This window comes from Oceanobacillus sp. FSL K6-0251 (genome assembly GCF_038004725.1).
GTDB classification, from domain to species: domain Bacteria; phylum Bacillota; class Bacilli; order Bacillales; family Amphibacillaceae; genus Oceanobacillus; species Oceanobacillus oncorhynchi.
The window spans coordinates 2,605,503-2,622,928 of sequence record NZ_JBBORS010000001.1 but is presented as its reverse complement, the minus strand read 5'-3'; the positions used below and the strand labels follow the sequence as shown (position 1 = coordinate 2,622,928).

General features: G+C 40.1%; 16 protein-coding genes and 1 other annotated feature. Of the genes, 13 read left to right on the top strand and 3 right to left on the bottom strand.

The genetic code is table 11. The features are described from left to right. The first annotated feature begins 7 nt into the window (after positions 1 to 7). The 4 genes from hemL (at position 8) to ysxE (ending at position 4,482) form a co-directional block, all read left to right on the top strand. Positions 8 to 1,294 (top strand): glutamate-1-semialdehyde 2,1-aminomutase, encoded by a 1,287-nt coding sequence (hemL, locus tag MKY45_RS13195; RefSeq protein ID WP_332093733.1) that lies wholly within the window; start codon positions 8 to 10, stop codon positions 1,292 to 1,294. 94 nt (positions 1,295 to 1,388) lie between these two features. After that, a complete protein-coding gene (locus MKY45_RS13190; RefSeq protein WP_341173006.1) occupies positions 1,389 to 1,931 on the top strand; it encodes a GNAT family N-acetyltransferase in 543 nt (180 codons plus the stop codon). A 150-nt stretch (positions 1,932 to 2,081) separates the two neighbouring features. Further along, positions 2,082 to 3,329 (top strand): stage VI sporulation protein D, encoded by a 1,248-nt coding sequence (gene spoVID / locus MKY45_RS13185; protein WP_042534409.1) that lies wholly within the window; start codon positions 2,082 to 2,084, stop codon positions 3,327 to 3,329. A 154-nt stretch (positions 3,330 to 3,483) separates the two neighbouring features. Beyond that, positions 3,484 to 4,482, top strand: a complete 999-nt coding sequence (gene ysxE, locus MKY45_RS13180) for a spore coat protein YsxE (protein ID WP_042534407.1) — start codon at positions 3,484 to 3,486, stop codon at positions 4,480 to 4,482. On the opposite strand, the gene MKY45_RS13175 is transcribed toward ysxE, so the two are convergent. After that, complete coding sequence (locus MKY45_RS13175; protein WP_042534406.1) at positions 4,479 to 4,667, bottom strand: hypothetical protein; 189 nt, start codon at positions 4,665 to 4,667, stop codon at positions 4,479 to 4,481. The two genes, ysxE and MKY45_RS13175, sit on opposite strands and share 4 nt — an antisense overlap. 200 nt (positions 4,668 to 4,867) lie before the next feature. Next, positions 4,868 to 5,113 (top strand) — a binding site (T-box leader). 53 nt (positions 5,114 to 5,166) lie between these two features. Between MKY45_RS13175 and MKY45_RS13170 the strand changes: the two genes are divergently transcribed. Next, positions 5,167 to 7,812, top strand: coding sequence for a valine--tRNA ligase (locus MKY45_RS13170; RefSeq protein ID WP_341173005.1), 2,646 nt, complete (start codon positions 5,167 to 5,169; stop codon positions 7,810 to 7,812). 24 nt (positions 7,813 to 7,836) lie between these two features. Here the strand turns inward: MKY45_RS13170 and MKY45_RS13165 are convergent, their stop codons facing one another. Together MKY45_RS13165 and MKY45_RS13160 are read right to left on the bottom strand one after the other, a co-directional pair. Next, positions 7,837 to 8,685, bottom strand: coding sequence for an ATP-grasp domain-containing protein (locus tag MKY45_RS13165; RefSeq protein WP_256704754.1), 849 nt, complete (start codon positions 8,683 to 8,685; stop codon positions 7,837 to 7,839). Then, the gene (locus tag MKY45_RS13160) at positions 8,682 to 9,578 is read right to left on the bottom strand and encodes a RimK family alpha-L-glutamate ligase (protein WP_042534400.1); all 897 of its coding nucleotides are present in this window, start codon (positions 9,576 to 9,578) and stop codon (positions 8,682 to 8,684) included. The genes MKY45_RS13165 and MKY45_RS13160 overlap by 4 nt, the downstream gene beginning before the upstream one ends. Before the next feature lie 205 nt (positions 9,579 to 9,783). On the opposite strand from MKY45_RS13160, the gene MKY45_RS13155 reads away from it, so the two are divergent. From MKY45_RS13155 to minD, 8 genes are all read left to right on the top strand, one after another. Next, entirely contained in the window at positions 9,784 to 11,040 is a 1,257-nt protein-coding gene (locus tag MKY45_RS13155; protein WP_289584817.1) for a bifunctional folylpolyglutamate synthase/dihydrofolate synthase, read from the top strand. Between the two features lie 117 nt (positions 11,041 to 11,157). Then, a complete protein-coding gene (locus MKY45_RS13150) occupies positions 11,158 to 12,018 on the top strand; it encodes an SPOR domain-containing protein (RefSeq protein ID WP_042534396.1) in 861 nt (286 codons plus the stop codon). A gap of 352 nt (positions 12,019 to 12,370) precedes the next feature. After that, on the top strand, positions 12,371 to 13,057 hold the full coding sequence (gene radC, locus MKY45_RS13145) for a RadC family protein (protein WP_084612981.1): 687 nt from the start codon (positions 12,371 to 12,373) through the stop codon (positions 13,055 to 13,057). Between the two features lie 292 nt (positions 13,058 to 13,349). Further along, positions 13,350 to 14,387, top strand: a complete 1,038-nt coding sequence (locus MKY45_RS13140) for a rod shape-determining protein (protein ID WP_289584816.1) — start codon at positions 13,350 to 13,352, stop codon at positions 14,385 to 14,387. Between the two features lie 15 nt (positions 14,388 to 14,402). Next, positions 14,403 to 15,284, top strand: a complete 882-nt coding sequence (gene mreC / locus MKY45_RS13135; RefSeq protein WP_042534393.1) for a rod shape-determining protein MreC — start codon at positions 14,403 to 14,405, stop codon at positions 15,282 to 15,284. Continuing rightward, positions 15,281 to 15,805 carry a rod shape-determining protein MreD gene (gene mreD / locus MKY45_RS13130; RefSeq protein ID WP_042534391.1) on the top strand — a complete coding sequence of 175 codons (525 nt, stop codon included), beginning with the start codon at positions 15,281 to 15,283 and terminating at the stop codon, positions 15,803 to 15,805. The genes mreC and mreD overlap by 4 nt, the downstream gene beginning before the upstream one ends. A gap of 113 nt (positions 15,806 to 15,918) precedes the next feature. After that, positions 15,919 to 16,605, top strand: coding sequence for a septum site-determining protein MinC (gene minC, locus MKY45_RS13125; protein WP_042536291.1), 687 nt, complete (start codon positions 15,919 to 15,921; stop codon positions 16,603 to 16,605). Next, positions 16,598 to 17,392 carry a septum site-determining protein MinD gene (gene minD / locus MKY45_RS13120; protein ID WP_042534389.1) on the top strand — a complete coding sequence of 265 codons (795 nt, stop codon included), beginning with the start codon at positions 16,598 to 16,600 and terminating at the stop codon, positions 17,390 to 17,392. Before minC ends, minD begins: the two co-directional genes overlap by 8 nt. Positions 17,393 to 17,426 lie beyond the last annotated feature (34 nt).

The window sequence follows — 17,426 nt, the reverse complement described above, 5'->3', positions numbered from 1 at the left end:
GAAGAGCATGGTAAACACAAGATCAGTAGATGCATACAAAGAAGCTGTTGATTTAATGCCCGGCGGGGTAAACTCTCCGGTACGTGCATTTAAATCAGTGGGGCTTGATCCGATTTTTATGGAAAAAGGAAAGGGCTCTAAAATTACCGATATTGACGGCAATACGTATATTGATTACGTACTAAGCTGGGGACCGTTAATTTTGGGACATGCAGATGAGCGTGTGACGAAAAGTTTAAAGGAAGTTGTTGAAAAAGGGACAAGCTTTGGAGCACCTTCATTATTAGAAAATCAGCTGGCTAAGCTCGTTATTGACCGTGTTCCATCGATTGAAATGGTTCGGATGGTCAACTCTGGGACAGAAGCAACGATGAGTGCGATTCGTCTGGCGCGGGGTTATACAAACCGGGATTTGATTATTAAATTTGAAGGAAGCTATCATGGCCATGGGGATTCCCTGCTGATTAAAGCCGGCTCTGGTGTTGCAACACTTGGTCTTCCAGACAGCCCGGGGGTACCAGAAAATATCGCTAAGAATACCATTACCGTTCCTTATAATGATGTAGAGAGCTTAAAGCTTGCTTTTGAGCATTATGGTGATAAAATCGCAGCGGTGATTATGGAGCCTGTATGTGGAAATATGGGAGTCGTGCCTCCAAAAGAAGGCTTCTTACAGGCTGTACGCGATATTACCGAGCAAAATGGTTCGTTGCTTATCTTTGATGAGGTAATGTCAGGCTTCCGCGTCGGTTATTACAGTGCGCAGGGACATTTTGATGTTACGCCTGATTTAACCTGTCTGGGTAAAGTCATCGGCGGCGGTCTTCCTGTCGGCGCATACGGCGGAAAACGGGAAATTATCGAACAGATTGCACCGACTGGTCCAATTTATCAAGCCGGTACATTATCCGGTAACCCGTTAGCCATGACAGCGGGCTATGAATCGTTAGCTTCCTTGACAGAAGCGTCTTATGAAGAAATTAATAAGAAAGTAGACCGTCTTACAGAAGGGTTCCGCCAGGCGGCAGACAAATATGATATACCGCTTCATATTAATCGTGCCGGTTCCATGGTCGGTGTATTCTTCACAGATCAGGAAGTCGTTGATTTTGAAACGGCGCAATCCTCTAATTTAGACTACTTTGCGCAATATTACCGTGCGATGATTGAAGAAGGCGTATTTTTACCGCCATCTCAATTTGAAGGATTATTCTTATCTACTGCACATACAGATGAGGATATTGAAAAGACAATTGAAGCGGTGCATATTGCTTTTTCTAAGATTGAAAAATAATGATAAAGAGAAAATAAAAGAGAAATCCATGCGGGTTTCTCTTTTTTACTGACAGAATATTACTTTCTCAAATTCAAGTGGAGGTCATACAAAGATGCTGTTTCAAAATAATAAGCTAACTGTTCGTGAATTAACAAAAGAGGATAATTATTTACTGGCAAAGTGGCTTTCCGATCCGGCAGTTCTTCAATTTTACGATGGGAGAGATAATCCATTTGATTTAGAAAAAGTGAATGAAAAATTTTATCCGCTTCAAGACAATGTAGTCAGATGTATCATAGCTTTTGATAATATTGAAATCGGTTATATTCAATATTCTCTATTAAATGTAAACACGAGAAAAAAGTATGGTTATTTAAATGATAATAATGTTATTTATGGAATAGACCAATTTATAGGAGAAACGCAATACTGGGATAGAGGTATTGGCAAACTCCTGATCCAGTCTATGGTTGCTTATTTAATGAATACGAAACATGTAAATAAAGTCGTCATGGACCCCCAAGCCTGGAATAAAAGAGCGATTCGCTGTTACGAGAAAAGTGGTTTTAAGAAAATAAAATTACTTCCTTGCCATGAACTGCACGAGGGCGAGTATCGGGATTGCTGGTTAATGGAATACCCGGAAACAGAGTGATTTCTTGAAGCGCGTTTAACATAAACGATACCCCTGCTTTTCTTGTTTGCTTTAAACCAATCTTCCTCCTTAGCATATTCCAATGTTTCTTATCATATAAATGATAACGAATGATTCGCATCTGGACTGTTTGCGAGAGGAGGAATACATTTGTCAGTAGATTCTAATTCATTTGTTTTTGAACTGGAAGAATCACTGTTTTTTGAAAAAGGACAGGAAGTAGAAGAGCTCAGAGGAATTTCCATTGAACCAGAAATAACAATCGAATCATTAGATAACTATATTTCTATCCATGGCAATCTTGAACTGCAGGGAGAATATCAAAAAGTAAATGGTGAAGAAGAAGGAGAAGAGATTTTTGACTTTGATCAAATTCAGGCTAAGCGTTATGTCGAAAGTATTAGAGAGGTAAATGGACTGTATGTATTCACCCATAAATTTCCTGTAGATATATCTGTGCCGCCTCATCGGGTGAATAAAATAGAAGATGTCACGGTACAAATTGAATCCTTTGATTATGATTTATTAGGTGCAGATAGTTTAAAAATTACTGCTGCAGTTGAGATTCAAGGGATTTTACAGGATGAAGCATATCGTCCGTCAGAAGAAAATTGGGAAACAGCAGAAGCGGATCAAGAACAGGTAGGAGATACATTTTCCTTCGAAATAGAACTTCCGGAAGAAGCATTGACCCGCAATGAACAAACGATATCGGAAAATCAGCAAAAATTAGAAGAACTGCTAGCGTCAGAAGAAGAAATTAAACCGGAAGTTGAACCGATATTGGAAGAAAGCCCCCCGGAAGAAGCATTAATTCGTAATGAGCAAGCGATATCGAAGGATCAGAAAAAAATGGAAGAACTATTAACATTGGAAGAAAGCTATTCAGAAGAGGAGCCAGAAGATGACCCGGATCGATGGAAAGTAAAGTCACAGCCTCTTTCTGAATATTTCGAGTCTCTTTCGAAAGGAAAGGCTTCAGAGGATGAGTCGGAAGAAGAAGAGCAGGTGGAAGAGGTATTAGAGGCTGAGGAAGATATGGAGATGACAGGGGAGGAGCCAGGCTGGGATGTCGCTGATGAATCCGAGGTGATTGATTATATAGAAGATACCTTCTATCCAGATACACCCAGGGAGGAAGAAATACTGGTGGCTGAAGAACCGAAAAAAGAGGAGGAACGAACAGAAAGCGAATCGTTACTATCTCAGATTTTCCGCGAAGCAGACGAGGATCATTATGCCAAAATGCGTCTGTGCATTGTTCAGGAGAATGATACGATCGATACCATAGCAGAACGGTTTGCAATCAGCCCGCTGCAATTAATCAAGCATAATCAATTAGAAGAAGAATTAGAAGTAAATGAAGGACAGCTGCTTTATATTCCGTCTAAACAATAAATAAAGACTCTGCACAAATAATGAATAAGATTATTTGTGCCGGAGTTTTACATAATCTATGTTTTTAATTATTTTATGCAGGTTAATATTCAGATGTAATGCAGATTTGATATACACGAGCAATTTCAAGTTTACAAATAAGGGGTGACATGTGGTGAATATATGGAAGAAGGTCCTGGAAGCATATCATATCTATCCCGTCAGTATTGAAAAACAGACAGAGCGTGTTGTAAAAGTATTTGACGGTATGCAGGAATATGCTTTGAAGCGCAGTTTTTTAACAGAACAGACGATGGAGAATTGGCAGCATGTCTACCGTATTGCTCGTGAAAAAAATGTGACAGAGATTTTACCTGTGTATTTAACCCGGGACAATGCATTTTTTCATAAGGAGGAAAATTTTTACTATTATTTAACACCTTGGATTGACTCTCCGGAGGTCACAGATTCCGCGTATAACATTGAGCGAACATTGCAGACACTTGCACAAATTCATAAAAAGACAAGGCAGACCAGCCGTATTAAATCTGATCGTCTCAAAGAATCCTTTCAAGGGTTTTCAAGCTTTTGTAAACAATCCTTAGATCAGCTCCATGCCCGTGTCACCGATTATGAAAGCAGAAAATATATGTCGCCGTTTGAGCTGCTTTATTGCACGCATTATAAAGGGGTTTGCCATGCTGTAGGGCTGCTGCAAGATAAACTGTATCAAATCTATGGAGAGGAAGAAACGGAGATTTTATGGTCTTCCAGCTTATGTCATCAGCGAGTCGACGATACGCATTCAAAGGGGGGCTATTTAATTAATTGGGAATCAGGAGGATTCGAGCATCCGGCACGTGATTTATCACATTATTTCCGGGGCTTGACAGGAGCTTATAACCAGCCTGAGGAAACAATACAGCAGGCATTTACGGTCTATCAAAAAACAAATCATCTGACTGTAAAGGAAATGCATCTTGTTTCTGTCTATTTGTTAAATCCCTCATTCTATTTAAGTGTACTTAAGAATTATACAGACCGCCGCACAAAGAAATCGATGGTTAATCAGGTCAAAGAGCTGCAGCAGCAATTCCGCCGTTTAGAATTTGGGATGAATTGGGTGGAGTTTATTCAAGAAACATATGAGTCCAAAGAAGAACAGCCAGACTAAATCCATTGCATGTAAAAAGAAAGGGCAAGGCCAATTAGTACAGCTAGTATTAAAATATCAAATGCTGTTGGTATTAAAAGCGTTCGGATAATCTGAAAGACCAGAATAGGTGTGACGCAGGCTTCTACAACGAAAATACATTTTCTGGCCCAAAGCGGTATACGATAACGATAATAACGGGACATTTATTTCCCTCCTTTTTTGAATGAAGTGTGACTTCAGGAATGATATATAATATGTTATGTATAAATGCTCGAAAAGTGTGTCAATAATATAGATACACTTTTTAATGAACTGGGAACAAGCCTATTTATCGGTAAATATATGAAAATCTAGTTGACGTTCTTAAGCGGAAACGATAAAATAAATGTTACTAAGAAAACATACGAATACGTGGAAGAGAAGTAGTAAAGAGTAAACGCTCTTAGAGAGGGAAATCCTGTGCTGAAAATTTCCCGAGAAGGTTGTTCTTGAAGTCGTCTCTGATGTAGAATCTCTGAAAAATGAAGTAGGAGGTTCCGGTTGTCAGCCGATATCCATGACCTTGAGTGTGCTTTAATGAAGCTGCAGCAGCTTTTATTGATCAGCAAACAAAGGTGGTACCACGGAAATATACCTTTTCGTCCTTTATGTATAAGGATGAAAAGGTTTTTTTAGTTGAATGAATGAAGGAGGTTTTTTAACATGTCAGATAAACAAAATCAGCTTCCTCCTAAATATAATCCACAAGAAGTGGAAGCAGGAAGATATCAATTTTGGTTAGATGGGAAGTTTTTTGAAGCAAAAGATGATCCGGAGAAGGAGCCGTATTCCATTGTGATTCCGCCGCCAAATGTAACAGGACGATTGCATTTAGGGCATGCATGGGATACCACGATGCAGGATACAATCACACGTATGAAGCGTATGCAGGGCTATGATGTATTATGGCTTCCTGGAATGGATCATGCGGGGATTGCTACCCAGGCGAAGGTAGAAGCAAAATTAAAAGAATTGGGAACCAGCCGCTATGAGCTTGGACGGGAGAAATTTCTTGAAAAATCCTGGGAGTGGAAAGAGGAATATGCAAGCTTTATCCGCTCGCAGTGGGAGAAGCTTGGACTTGGATTAGACTATTCCCGGGAACGTTTCACGTTAGATGAAGGTTTGTCTGAAGCTGTTCGGGAGGTATTTGTCCGTCTTTACGAAAAAGGATTGATTTATCGCGGCGAATATATTATTAACTGGGATCCCTCCACGAAAACAGCTCTTTCTGATATTGAGGTGATTTATGAAGAGATTCCAGGGAATTTTTATCATATGCGCTACCCGATAAAGGATAGTGATGAAACAATTGAGATTGCGACAACCCGGCCGGAAACTATGCTCGGTGATACGGCGGTTGCGGTGCATCCAAAAGATGAACGCTATCAGCATTTAATCGGAAAAACGGTTATCCTGCCGATTGTAGGAAGAGAAATGCAAATTGTTGCAGATGATTATGTAGATATGGAGCTTGGCTCCGGAGCAGTTAAAATTACACCTGCTCATGATCCGAATGACTTTGAGATTGGGAACCGTCATAATCTAGAGCGTGTGCTTGTGATGAACGAAGATGGCACCATGAATGAAAATGCAGGGAAGTATCAGGGATTAGACCGTTTTGAATGCCGGAAGCAGCTGGTTAAAGACCTGCAAGAGCAGGGTGTGCTCTTTGAAATCGAAGAACGTCCGCATCAGGTCGGGCATTCGGAGAGAAGCGGTGCAGTGGTAGAGCCTTACTTATCTACACAATGGTTTGTAAAAATGGAGCCGTTGGCAGAATCAGCTTTGAAGATGCAGGATTCTGACGCGGAAAAAGTCAACTTTGTACCAGAGCGATTTGAAAAAACATATTTCAACTGGATGGATAATATCCGTGACTGGTGTATTTCCAGACAATTATGGTGGGGGCACCGGATTCCGGCCTGGTACCATAAAGTAACAGGTGAAATTTATGTAGGTAAAGAAACGCCGGAGGATGTTGAAAACTGGGAGCAGGATGAGGATGTATTGGATACATGGTTCTCATCTGCCTTATGGCCGTTCTCTACCATGGGCTGGCCGAATGAAGAATCCGCTGATTTGAAACGTTATTTCCCTACCAATGTTTTGGTAACAGGCTATGATATTATTTTCTTCTGGGTATCCCGGATGATTTTCCAATCAAAGGAATTTATGAATGAACGTCCATTTGAGGATACATTGCTGCATGGCTTAATTCGTGATGCTGAAGGAAGAAAAATGAGTAAATCCCTGGGGAACGGTGTAGACCCGATGGATGTCATTGATAAATACGGTGCCGATTCGCTGCGTTATTTCTTAATGACTGGTTCTACACCTGGTCAGGACCTGCGTTTTCATTGGGAACGAATCGAGTCTACCTGGAATTTTGCCAATAAAGTATGGAATGCCTCCCGTTTTTCTCTGATGAATATGGAAGGGTTCCAGTATGAGGATATTGATTTAACAGGGGACTTAACGGTTGCAGACAGATGGATTTTATCCCGATTGAATGAAACAATTGACCATGTAACGAGAAATGCAGATAAATATGAATTTGGCGAAGCAGGAAGATATCTCTACAACTTTATTTGGGATGAATTCTGTGATTGGTACATTGAAATGGCTAAGCTGGCGCTGTATGGTGAAGATGAAGCCAAGAAAAATACAACCCGTTCTGTATTGGCACATGTATTAGACCAGACGATGCGTATGCTGCATCCGTTTATGCCTTTTATTACAGAGGAGATCTGGCAGCAGCTTCCGCATGAAGGAGCATCTATTACAGTCAGCGAATGGCCAAAAGTAAATCCGGCATTTGATGATAAAAAAGCAGTTTCTGAAATGCAGCGCTTAGTTGCTATTATCAAATCTGTACGTAACAGCCGGGCAGAGGTAGATACACCGATGTCTAAGCAAATTGAGATACTTATCTCCGCAGAAAATGAAGAGCTTGTGCAGGAATTAGAAAAGAATCGGGAGTATTTAGAGCGTTTCTGTAACCCGAGCTCTCTGCAAATTGCAGAAGATATTGCAGCACCGGACAAAGCGATGACCTCTGTTGTGACAGGTGCAGAAATCTTCCTTCCTTTAGAAGGCCTGATTGACTTTGATAAAGAAATCGCACGTTTGGAAAACGAACTCGCTAAATGGAACAAAGAAGTAGAAAGAGTGCAGAAAAAGCTCTCTAACCAAGGCTTTATCAGCAAAGCACCAGAATCCTTAGTGGAAGAAGAAAAACAAAAAGAAAAAGATTATCTGGATAAACAGGCGAAAGTAAAAGCCCGTTTAGCAGAATTAAAACAGTAATTAAAAATGCTATGAGACAATTTCTCATAGCATTTTTTCTTTTATATACGTTACATATTCTTCTAATATATTGATATCGCTGAGTTTGCTCAACGTACGCGAACCAACGGCGTCTTCAATTTCATTAAATATAAATTCTCCATTTTCCGTGAACATAAAATCAATACCGGCAAGGCCGAAATCATAAGCATTTATAATTGTTTGAACGATACTTTTTTCTGTTTCATTTAACGTATACAGAGATGCTGTTCCGCCAAGAGAGTAGTTTGCTCGAAAATCGTTTAAGTTCTCACGTAAAACAGCTGCTATAATCCTTGTACCAATCACGAACACGCGTAAATCCTTGCCCGGCTGAATATGTTGAGAAGACTGAAGTACATAGTCTTCGGTCAGGCTCTGGCGGTATGCTTCCCATTCTTTTTGGCTATGAAGCATCGCAACCTGCTTTCCTCCTTTCCCATTAGCTGTTTTGGCAACAAAAGGGAAGTTAAAAGGCAAGGAGGGAGGGGCCATCTTTCCGGGGAAAAAATAGGTTTCCGGAACAGGAATACCTAGTTGCTGGATAGCGAGATAGCCATATGCTTTATGATTAAATGTTTCTGAGATTATAGAGTGATTAAATACGGTAATTCCCATTTGTTCTAATTGTTTATTGAGCAGAGGTTCCATTGTCCGGATAACTGCGAAATCTGCACAGATTTCTTCTCCATTCGCATAGATAACCTGTTTATTTTGATTTATGCCAATCGATAGATCTTCCCTGATCAATAATCTGAGATAGATGGATTGCTTTTTAGCTTCATCTATAAACCAGTCGATATAGCTTTTATTTCTTATTGAATCTGCTTTCGTATATATCAGCCATCCATTCATCGGGAAAGCTCCTTTTTTATATAAGTTATCATGTAATCAGCGGCGTTGACGCCCGTACACTCATAAAGATTGCGGATATGTGCATTCGCATTTATTTCACAAATCAGCAGTTCACTGTCTTGGCCAAACAATAAATCGACACCGGCAAAATCAGCTCCAATGGCTTTAGCTGCTGCTACAGCCAGCTTTTCTGTATTCTCATTAAGGGGAAAGGGCAGCATTTTGCCTCCATTAGTTACATTTGCCCGAAAATCTACTTCGTTTTGCCGTTCCACAGCAGTTATCGCTTTGTCACCAACTACCTGAACGCGAATATCCCTGCCTCTGCTTTCCTCTATATAACGCTGAAATACGAAGGGGCGCTCGCCAATATTCGAGATAATATCTGTTAAGCTCTGTTGATTGTCGATTAAATGAACCTGTTCACCAAAGGAGCCATATGCTTCTTTCACAATCAGCGGAAATCCAAAATGATTGATTATTTCCTGGATATAGTCGGATGGCAGATTATCTGCATGATATTTTTTAGGAGCAATAACCGTTTCCGGAATAGGAAGCTGATTTCTCATGAGCATTTGATAGGTGTAGATTTTATCGTCGCTGATTTCGATAGCAAGTGAACTATTAAAGACACGAACCCCCAACTGCTCCAGCTGTCTTGCCAGATAAATATCCTTGTCGATAAAAAAAGCAAAATCAGGCAGTTTATTATGGTTTGGTATAGGTGACACCGTTCCATTTTTCGGGCATAATAAAGTTAAAACCGCATCATTTTTTAAACAAATGGTTTTCATTTTTTGTTTTGCAGCGGCTTCTTCAATCATAGTTGCATAATCGATAAATTTATCCGTTGCGATACTTCCATTAATAATAATCCAGCCAGTATAATTCAAAGTTGTACATCCTTTCTGCTAAAGGGTGAAAATTTAGCTATTGGTCAATTTCTCCTGATAACCTTAAGGCAGTCACTGAGGAGATGAAGCGGCCACTTCCCTGTATAAAAAAATTTTTAGCTGTATGTAATATAGCAGGGAAAAGCACAGACGCTTATGCTGTGATAATTAGTATACGATGAAATAGATAAAGGAGGAAAGAAAGATGCGTACGAACATCCATGAATTTTTTGAAAAACGTCAGAAGCTTGGTGTACAGCCTGGACTAGACCGGATAGAAGCATTATTAGAAGCTTTAGATCATCCGGAGAAGAAGTTTACTTCGGTCCACATTGCCGGTACAAACGGAAAAGGGTCCACAGGAGCTTTTTTGCAGGCTGCTTTAAGAGCAAATCGTTATCGGATTGGAACCTTTACATCACCGAGTTTAAACGGTTTAACCGGGTTTATCCTTTACAACGGGGAATTTATTTCAGAAGATGTATTTGCAGAGTTGTTTGAGGAAATAGAACCGGTCATTGAACAAATGGATCGAGAAGGCAAACCGCCAAGCCATTTTGAAATTATGACAGCAATGGCATTTTTATATTTCTCCAGAAATGTTGATATAGCTATTATTGAAGCTGGTATGGGCGGAAGAGACGATACGACCAATGTGATACAACCAGTTTTATCCATTATTACCACGGTTTCCAAGGACCATACTGCTTTTTTGGGAGATACACTTGTGGAAATCGCAGCGCATAAAGCTGGAATTATAAAACCTCATACTCCGATTATAACAGGGGTAGAGGGAGAGGCACTCACTCCAATTGTTAATGAAGCAAATAAAAATAGAGCAGTATTATATCGTTTTGGGATGGACTTTACGATGGAAAATATCCAGATAGATGAATTTGAATGGAAAAACCTTGGCTCACGTTACCGAGTAAAGCTTCGGACAATTGGATTACATCAGCATCATAATGCTTCCGTAGCGATACAGGCGTTAAAAGTGTTAAAAAATCGATTCGGTCATCTGGATATGCACACGTCCATCGAAGCAATCCAAAAAGTGACCATCCCCGGCAGAATGGAAAAGATTCATGATAACCCGTTTATTCTAGTAGATGGTGCTCATAACGAAGCAGGAGTAAGAGCTTTTATTAAAACTGTGAGAGCTATTTATCCAAGAAGAAAAGTACATGTACTGTTTGCAGCTTTTAAAGATAAGGATATAGAAGAAATGCAGCGTCTGCTGGCAGATGTCTTTCCAAACTTATATATAACATCGTTTGATCATCCCCGGGCAGCTGCCCTAACCGATTATCCGCTGCAAGATAAGGGAGAGCAGGTCGAGGACTGGCAGGCATGGATGAAAGAAAAAATAAAAACGTCAATGGCACCGATCCTGATAACAGGTTCCTTTCATTTTGTTGATTATATCCGTTCTTTTGTGAAGTCACTTGAAGCGTCTGAATAGAGGGAGGATTATTAAGAAAATTGTAGAACGATTATAATAGATAGTGTCATGATTCGCCTTACTTTTTACAAGGGCTGTGCTAGAGTGAAACAAAACTGGCACTGGAGGGCTGGATGAATGACAAAACATAAACTGCATAGAATAAAAGATACGAAAGGTACTTGGACATACAAAGTCCATACATCCTCCAAAGATGATAGTGCAGAAAGAACATCGGCAGCAACGCTGGAGAACGAACCAGAAGAAACAGACATCACCACGCTGACAGCCGTTAAAGGCACGAATAAGGGAAAATTAAAAAGAAATCCTGTATGGAAAACAATCCTGATTAGTGGGGGAAGTGCTGTGCTTGTCGGTACCTTGATTGGTTTTTTAATTTTCCGGATGTTTCTGCAGGTTGATACACCGACAAGTGCTGAAAATCCATCCCAAACAACCCCAGCGGTAACGCCGGCAGAAAAAGAAGAAGCCAGTCCAGATGTTATTGCTGTCACACTCGCTTCGTTAGAAACCTATATCCTTCAAGCAGGTGTTTTTTCAGATCAAGAAAATGCTGACCCATTAATCGCCAGCTTGAAGAATTTAAATATTCCATCTGTATTTTTTGACAGGGATGGGGAGTTTTATCTAATGGCAGGAGTTGCATCGTCAGAGGATGCTGCACAGGCTCTTGCTGCATCCCTTTCCGATAATCAAGCAGAGCTTTATGTGAAGGCATGGGGAACGCAGACAAAGGACATAGAAATGACCGAAGCAGAAAGGGAATGGATCACAGCGTTTCAAGCTTTTTTTGAGGAGCAGCTTCAGCAGACAGAGTCCAATCAGCCGATCCCTGAGGAAGAGATAGCTGCTCTAGTGGACAAGGCTCCTGCAGAGACTGTGGCGATTGATGAATTATTAAGCAGCATAACCGAAATGCAAGGAGAGCCTTCTTTTTACCAATTGTTGACCTGGATGAAAATCTATGACGAATTATAGGGAGCAGACGTTATAAAACCCTTAGAAAGCTGGATTGAGATGCCCGCTTTCTAAGGGTTTTATAATGAACTGTTGATTTTACATAAAATTTATTTTTATAGTAGTACAAGGTTATCAAAACAACAATTTTTTATTAGAAAACAACGATTATTACTAGATAATTCTTATTGAAAATGGATAATTGTCAAGTTGTAGGAAAAGTGTGTTCTCGCTATGATATAAAGGAAACTTCATTCAGCGAAAGTTTTATCTCCGTTGAAGAAGGAACAAAGGCTAAGTTTACGCCGTCTCCGGGACATTTGTGACCAACAGCCAGTTGAACTGCAATAAATAAACGAAAGGCGGGATACCCGTGGCAAAACCAATTTTTATACGAGATTTACCTACAGAAGACAGACCGAGGGAGCGTTTGTTAAAGCATGGAGCGGATAAGTTGAGCAATCAGGAAATACTTTCTATTCTAATCGGCAGCGGCTCTAAAAATGAACCTGTCCAATTACTAGCAGACCGTATTTTGATGCATTTTGAAGGAATTAAACTGCTAAGAGATGCCACCGTGGAAGAATTGACAGCGATTAAAGGGATTGGAACGGCAAAAAGTTTAAATATACTGGCTGCCATTGAGCTTGGAAAGCGAATCAGCAGCTATAAGCCGGTGGATGCCTATGTAATCCGCTCTCCAGAAGACGGCGCGAATTACGTTATGGAAGAGATGCGTAATTTATCACAGGAGCATTTTGTAGCGCTTTTTTTAAATACTAAAAATCAAATCATTCACCGGCAGACTATCTTTATCGGTTCGTTGAATGCTTCTATCGTCCACCCCCGTGAGCTGTTCCGGGAAGCTGTAAAACGGTCAGCCGCCTCCATACTAGTTTGCCATAACCACCCCTCCGGAGATCCAACCCCCTCACAAGAAGATATTCTTGTTACAAAGCGTCTTGTCGAATCTGGAGATATCATTGGAATAAAGGTTATTGATCATTTAGTTATTGGGAATGAGTGTTTTGTTTCATTAAAACAAAAAGGATACTTATAAATACTATCTATTTTAGCGTTTTTTTCGTATAATTATATTTGGAATTAATTTTCAGCGCCATTTTTCGGAAAATATAAAAGTGGCGCTTCTTAGAATTGTATAAAGTATCACTCCATTCTGCAGGGCGGTTCTTTTCATCCCCTGCAAACGAAGCTTTACTGCGAAAGGAATACATTCTAGAGTGCTGATATAAAACGAAATTGCCTTCCAAGGGAATTTTACGGATGGCTATCCGTGATAGAGGAACAGCTAAAAATTAATATTTGATGGAAGAACGGAAAGGATGAAATTTATGGGGATATTTAACTTTTCACAGGATTTAGGAATTGATTTAGGAACAGCAAATACATTGGTTTATGTAAAAGGTAAAGGAGTTATTGTCCGAGAGCCTTCTGTTGTAGCTAAAAATTTGGAGACTGGGGCCGTCGAGGCTGTTGGAAGTGATGCAAGAATGATGATTGGGCGTACACCCGGAAATATTTCTGTTGTCCGCCCGATGAAGGATGGGGTAATTGCAGATTACGATACTACTTCCATCATGATGAACTACTATATGAAAAAAGCAATGAAGAAACGTTCTCTTTTTGCTAAGAAACCTAATGTAATGATTTGTGTTCCATCTGGCATCACCATGGTGGAGGAACGGGCAGTTATTGATGCAACGAAGCAAGCCGGTGCGAAAGAAGCCTATCCGATTGCAGAGCCCTTTGCAGCGGCAATTGGAGCAGGGCTTCCTGTCTGGGAACCGACAGGAAGTATGATCGTTGATATCGGCGGAGGAACGACGGAAATCGCTGTTATTTCATTGGGAGGAATTGTAACGAGCAGCTCCATTCGAATTGCAGGAGATGATATGGATGAAGCGATTATCTCTTACATAAGAAAAAAATATAACCTAATGATTGGAGAAAGATCCGCTGAATCGATTAAAATGGATATAGCAGCAGCGAAAAAAGGCATTGTTGGAGAAGAACGGGATATTAGAGGGCGTGATTTGTTGACGGGATTGCCAAAAACAATTACAGTTACATCGGAAGAAATTTCTGGAGCTTTGGATGATAATATTGATGCAATTGTGAATGCTGTCAAAACAACATTGGAAAAAACGCCGCCAGAATTATCGGCTGATATCATGGATAGAGGAATCGTCTTATCCGGAGGCGGTGCTCTATTAGAAAATCTGGATAAAGTCATTAGTGATGAAACGAAAATTCCTGCATTTGTTACAGAGGAACCATTGGAAAGCGTGGCAATTGGAACTGGAAAATCACTAGATTACATCGAACAATTCCGTTCAGCTCCGAGTGTGTCTTCACGCGCGTTAAATTAATAAGTAGGTGTTTGTATGAATTTTTTTCGAAGCAAGAAATTATTTATAATCCTTATCGGATTTATTGTACTCGTCGTATTAATAGGATATTCTCTAAACAATCGCGGACATTTAAACGTTGGTGAAAAGATTGTCAGTGATGCCGTGGGGTGGGTGCAGAATGTTGCACAGGCTCCAGTAACGTTTGTCACTGATATTGCTTCCAATATCAGTGATTTCAAGACAACATATGAAGAGAACCAGGTATTAAGGGAGCAGCTTTCTCAACAAAAAAGTGTAGCCTATGACCTGCAAAATCTGGAAGAAGAAAATGAAGAGCTGCGTTCCATGATTGATATGACGGAAACAGCTCGAGACTATGAACCAATCTATGCAACAGTGATTGCCCGTTCGCCGGAGCAATGGGTTAATCAGGTAACCATTAATCGCGGAGAGAATGACGGGGTACAGGAAAATATGGTTGTGCGTACAGCTGAAGGAATGATTGGAAAAGTGCTTCATACATCAGGGGGTACGGCCACGGTACAATTACTGACAGGTTTTGACGAGTTCAACCGTGTTTCTGCAACTGTATTGAGAGAAGACGACAGTGATATTTTTGGAATGATAGAAGGGTTCGATGAAGAGACAGAGATGCTCTTATTCCGCATTATTGAAGAATCGGATACAGATATCGAGGAAGGAGATACCGTATATTCCTCAGAACTTGGCGGAGAGTTTCCTGCTGGCATAACCATTGGTGAAGTAAATGAAGTAGTTGCCGACCAATATGGATTGACCAGAATCGCAATGGTCGAACCGGCGGCGGATTTATTTGACATCCGCAATGTTATTGTTGTGAACCGTTCTATTGACCAGCCGGAAGACGATGTTGAAGAAGGGGATGACGAGTCTTGACTAGACGTGTGATATTCCCTTTGATTCTGTTCGTCGTCATGGTACTCAGCGGCGTGGCTTTAGAGCTTTTACCTCAACAGTTATTAATGGGTACATATATGATTGTGCCGCACTGGCTGTTTATTATGCTCATTTACATTGCCATATTCTACGACCGTAATGATACTTATTATGCTGTTTTATATGCACTTATTTTTGGATTGCTTTTTGATATTGTGTATACAGGTATTTTAGGTGTTTATATGTTTTCTTATGCACTGGTAATTTACATTGTCCGCGGTTTAAAGAAAATGCTGCAAGGTAACTTTTATGTGCTGTTAATCCTTTCCGCTTTTGGAATAGCTTTGGCTGATCTAAGTGTCTATACGGTTTTCACTGTGATTGGATTAGCAGATATGCCGATAGAAGTATACTTATTGAATCGATTAGTGCCTACTATTCTTTTGAATCTTTTATTCCTGGTATTAATCTATCCGCTAATAATAAAACCGATACGGAAATGGGGAAGAGAATTAACCTGATCTGACCGTTTGAAATAAATCTGTTCAAACGTATATTTATGAAAGAGCGGCGGACTCTGCTCAGTCAGTAATCTGCTTTTATGCTGGCTGTAGAAAAAAGAGGTGAATATATCGTGCAAGAAACCAAACCGACCATCACGATTAAAGGGACAAGAGATGGTTTGATTTTATTTATAGATGAAAATTCTTCTTTTGAAGAAATTGTCCAAGATTTAATCAAAAAGCTTGATGAAAGCAGCCCGAAAAAAGAGGAACCTGTAGTTTCTGTAAAAGTAAAACTCGGACACCGTTATTTAACCGAGGAACAGCGCAATCAATTAAAGAAAATTATTGAAGAGAAGAATCGTTTCCAGATTGAAGCAATGGAATCCGAAGTTATACCAATCAAAGATGCAAAAACTTGGCTGGATCAGAGTAAATTAAAAGTAGTTAACCAGATTGTCCGATCTGGACAAGTTCTTGAAACAGAAGGCGATTTGCTGCTGATTGGTGATGTGAACCCTGGAGGCAGAGTAAGAGCCAGAGGAAACATCTATATCATGGGGAACTTATTAGGAATTGCACATGCTGGCACAGAAGGGGACCAAGAAGCTTTTATAGCTGCTTCTTATATGAAACCGGCACAGCTTCGAATTGCAGAATATATCAGTCGGGCACCTGATTATGAAGCAGATGGAGTATACATGGAATGCGGAATCATTGATCCGGATCAGAACAAGATTGTAATTGATTCTATCAAAATACTTTCTAAACAGAGAAAGGTGATTAGCGCATTTGAGAGGAGAATGAATAATGGGTGAAGCGATTGTAATTACATCCGGGAAAGGTGGAGTTGGTAAAACAACGACAACTGCAAATATTGGGACATCTTTAGCATTAATGGATAAAAAAGTTTGTTTAATCGATACAGATATCGGCCTTCGTAATCTCGATGTAATTATGGGGCTGGAAAATCGTATTATTTATGATATTGTTGACGTTATTCAGGGGCGCTGTAAGCTGCAGCAGGCTTTAATCAAAGATAAACGTTTTGATTACCTTTCTTTACTTCCTGCCGCACAGACAAGCGATAAGTCATCTGTCACCACAGAGGGAATGAAAGAGATCGTGACAGAATTAAAGCAAGAATACGATTATATCATTATTGATTGTCCGGCAGGTATTGAACAAGGCTTTCAAAATGCCATTGCTGGTGCGGACAGAGCGATTGTAGTCACAACACCTGAAAATTCCAGTGTACGCGATGCAGATCGAATTATCGGATTGATTGAAAAAGAAGATATGATCGAACCGCCGAGACTCGTCATTAATCGAATCCGTAATCATATGATGCAGAATGGCGATATGCTCGATGTAGACGATATTGTTCAGCTCTTAGCAATTGATTTAATTGGGATTGTAGCGGATAGTGAAGAAATGATTAAAGCTTCTAATAAAGGAGAACCCATTGCGCTGCATCCAAATTTTAAATCCTCTATCAGCTATCGCAACATAGCCAGAAGGATTTTAGGCGAAACCGTTCCGCTTCAGTCGCTCGAGGAAGAAAAAAGTTTTATGCAAAAGGTAAAAGCATTCTTTAAAATATAATAATCTTATAAATAAAACATCCGCTGCGGAAGTA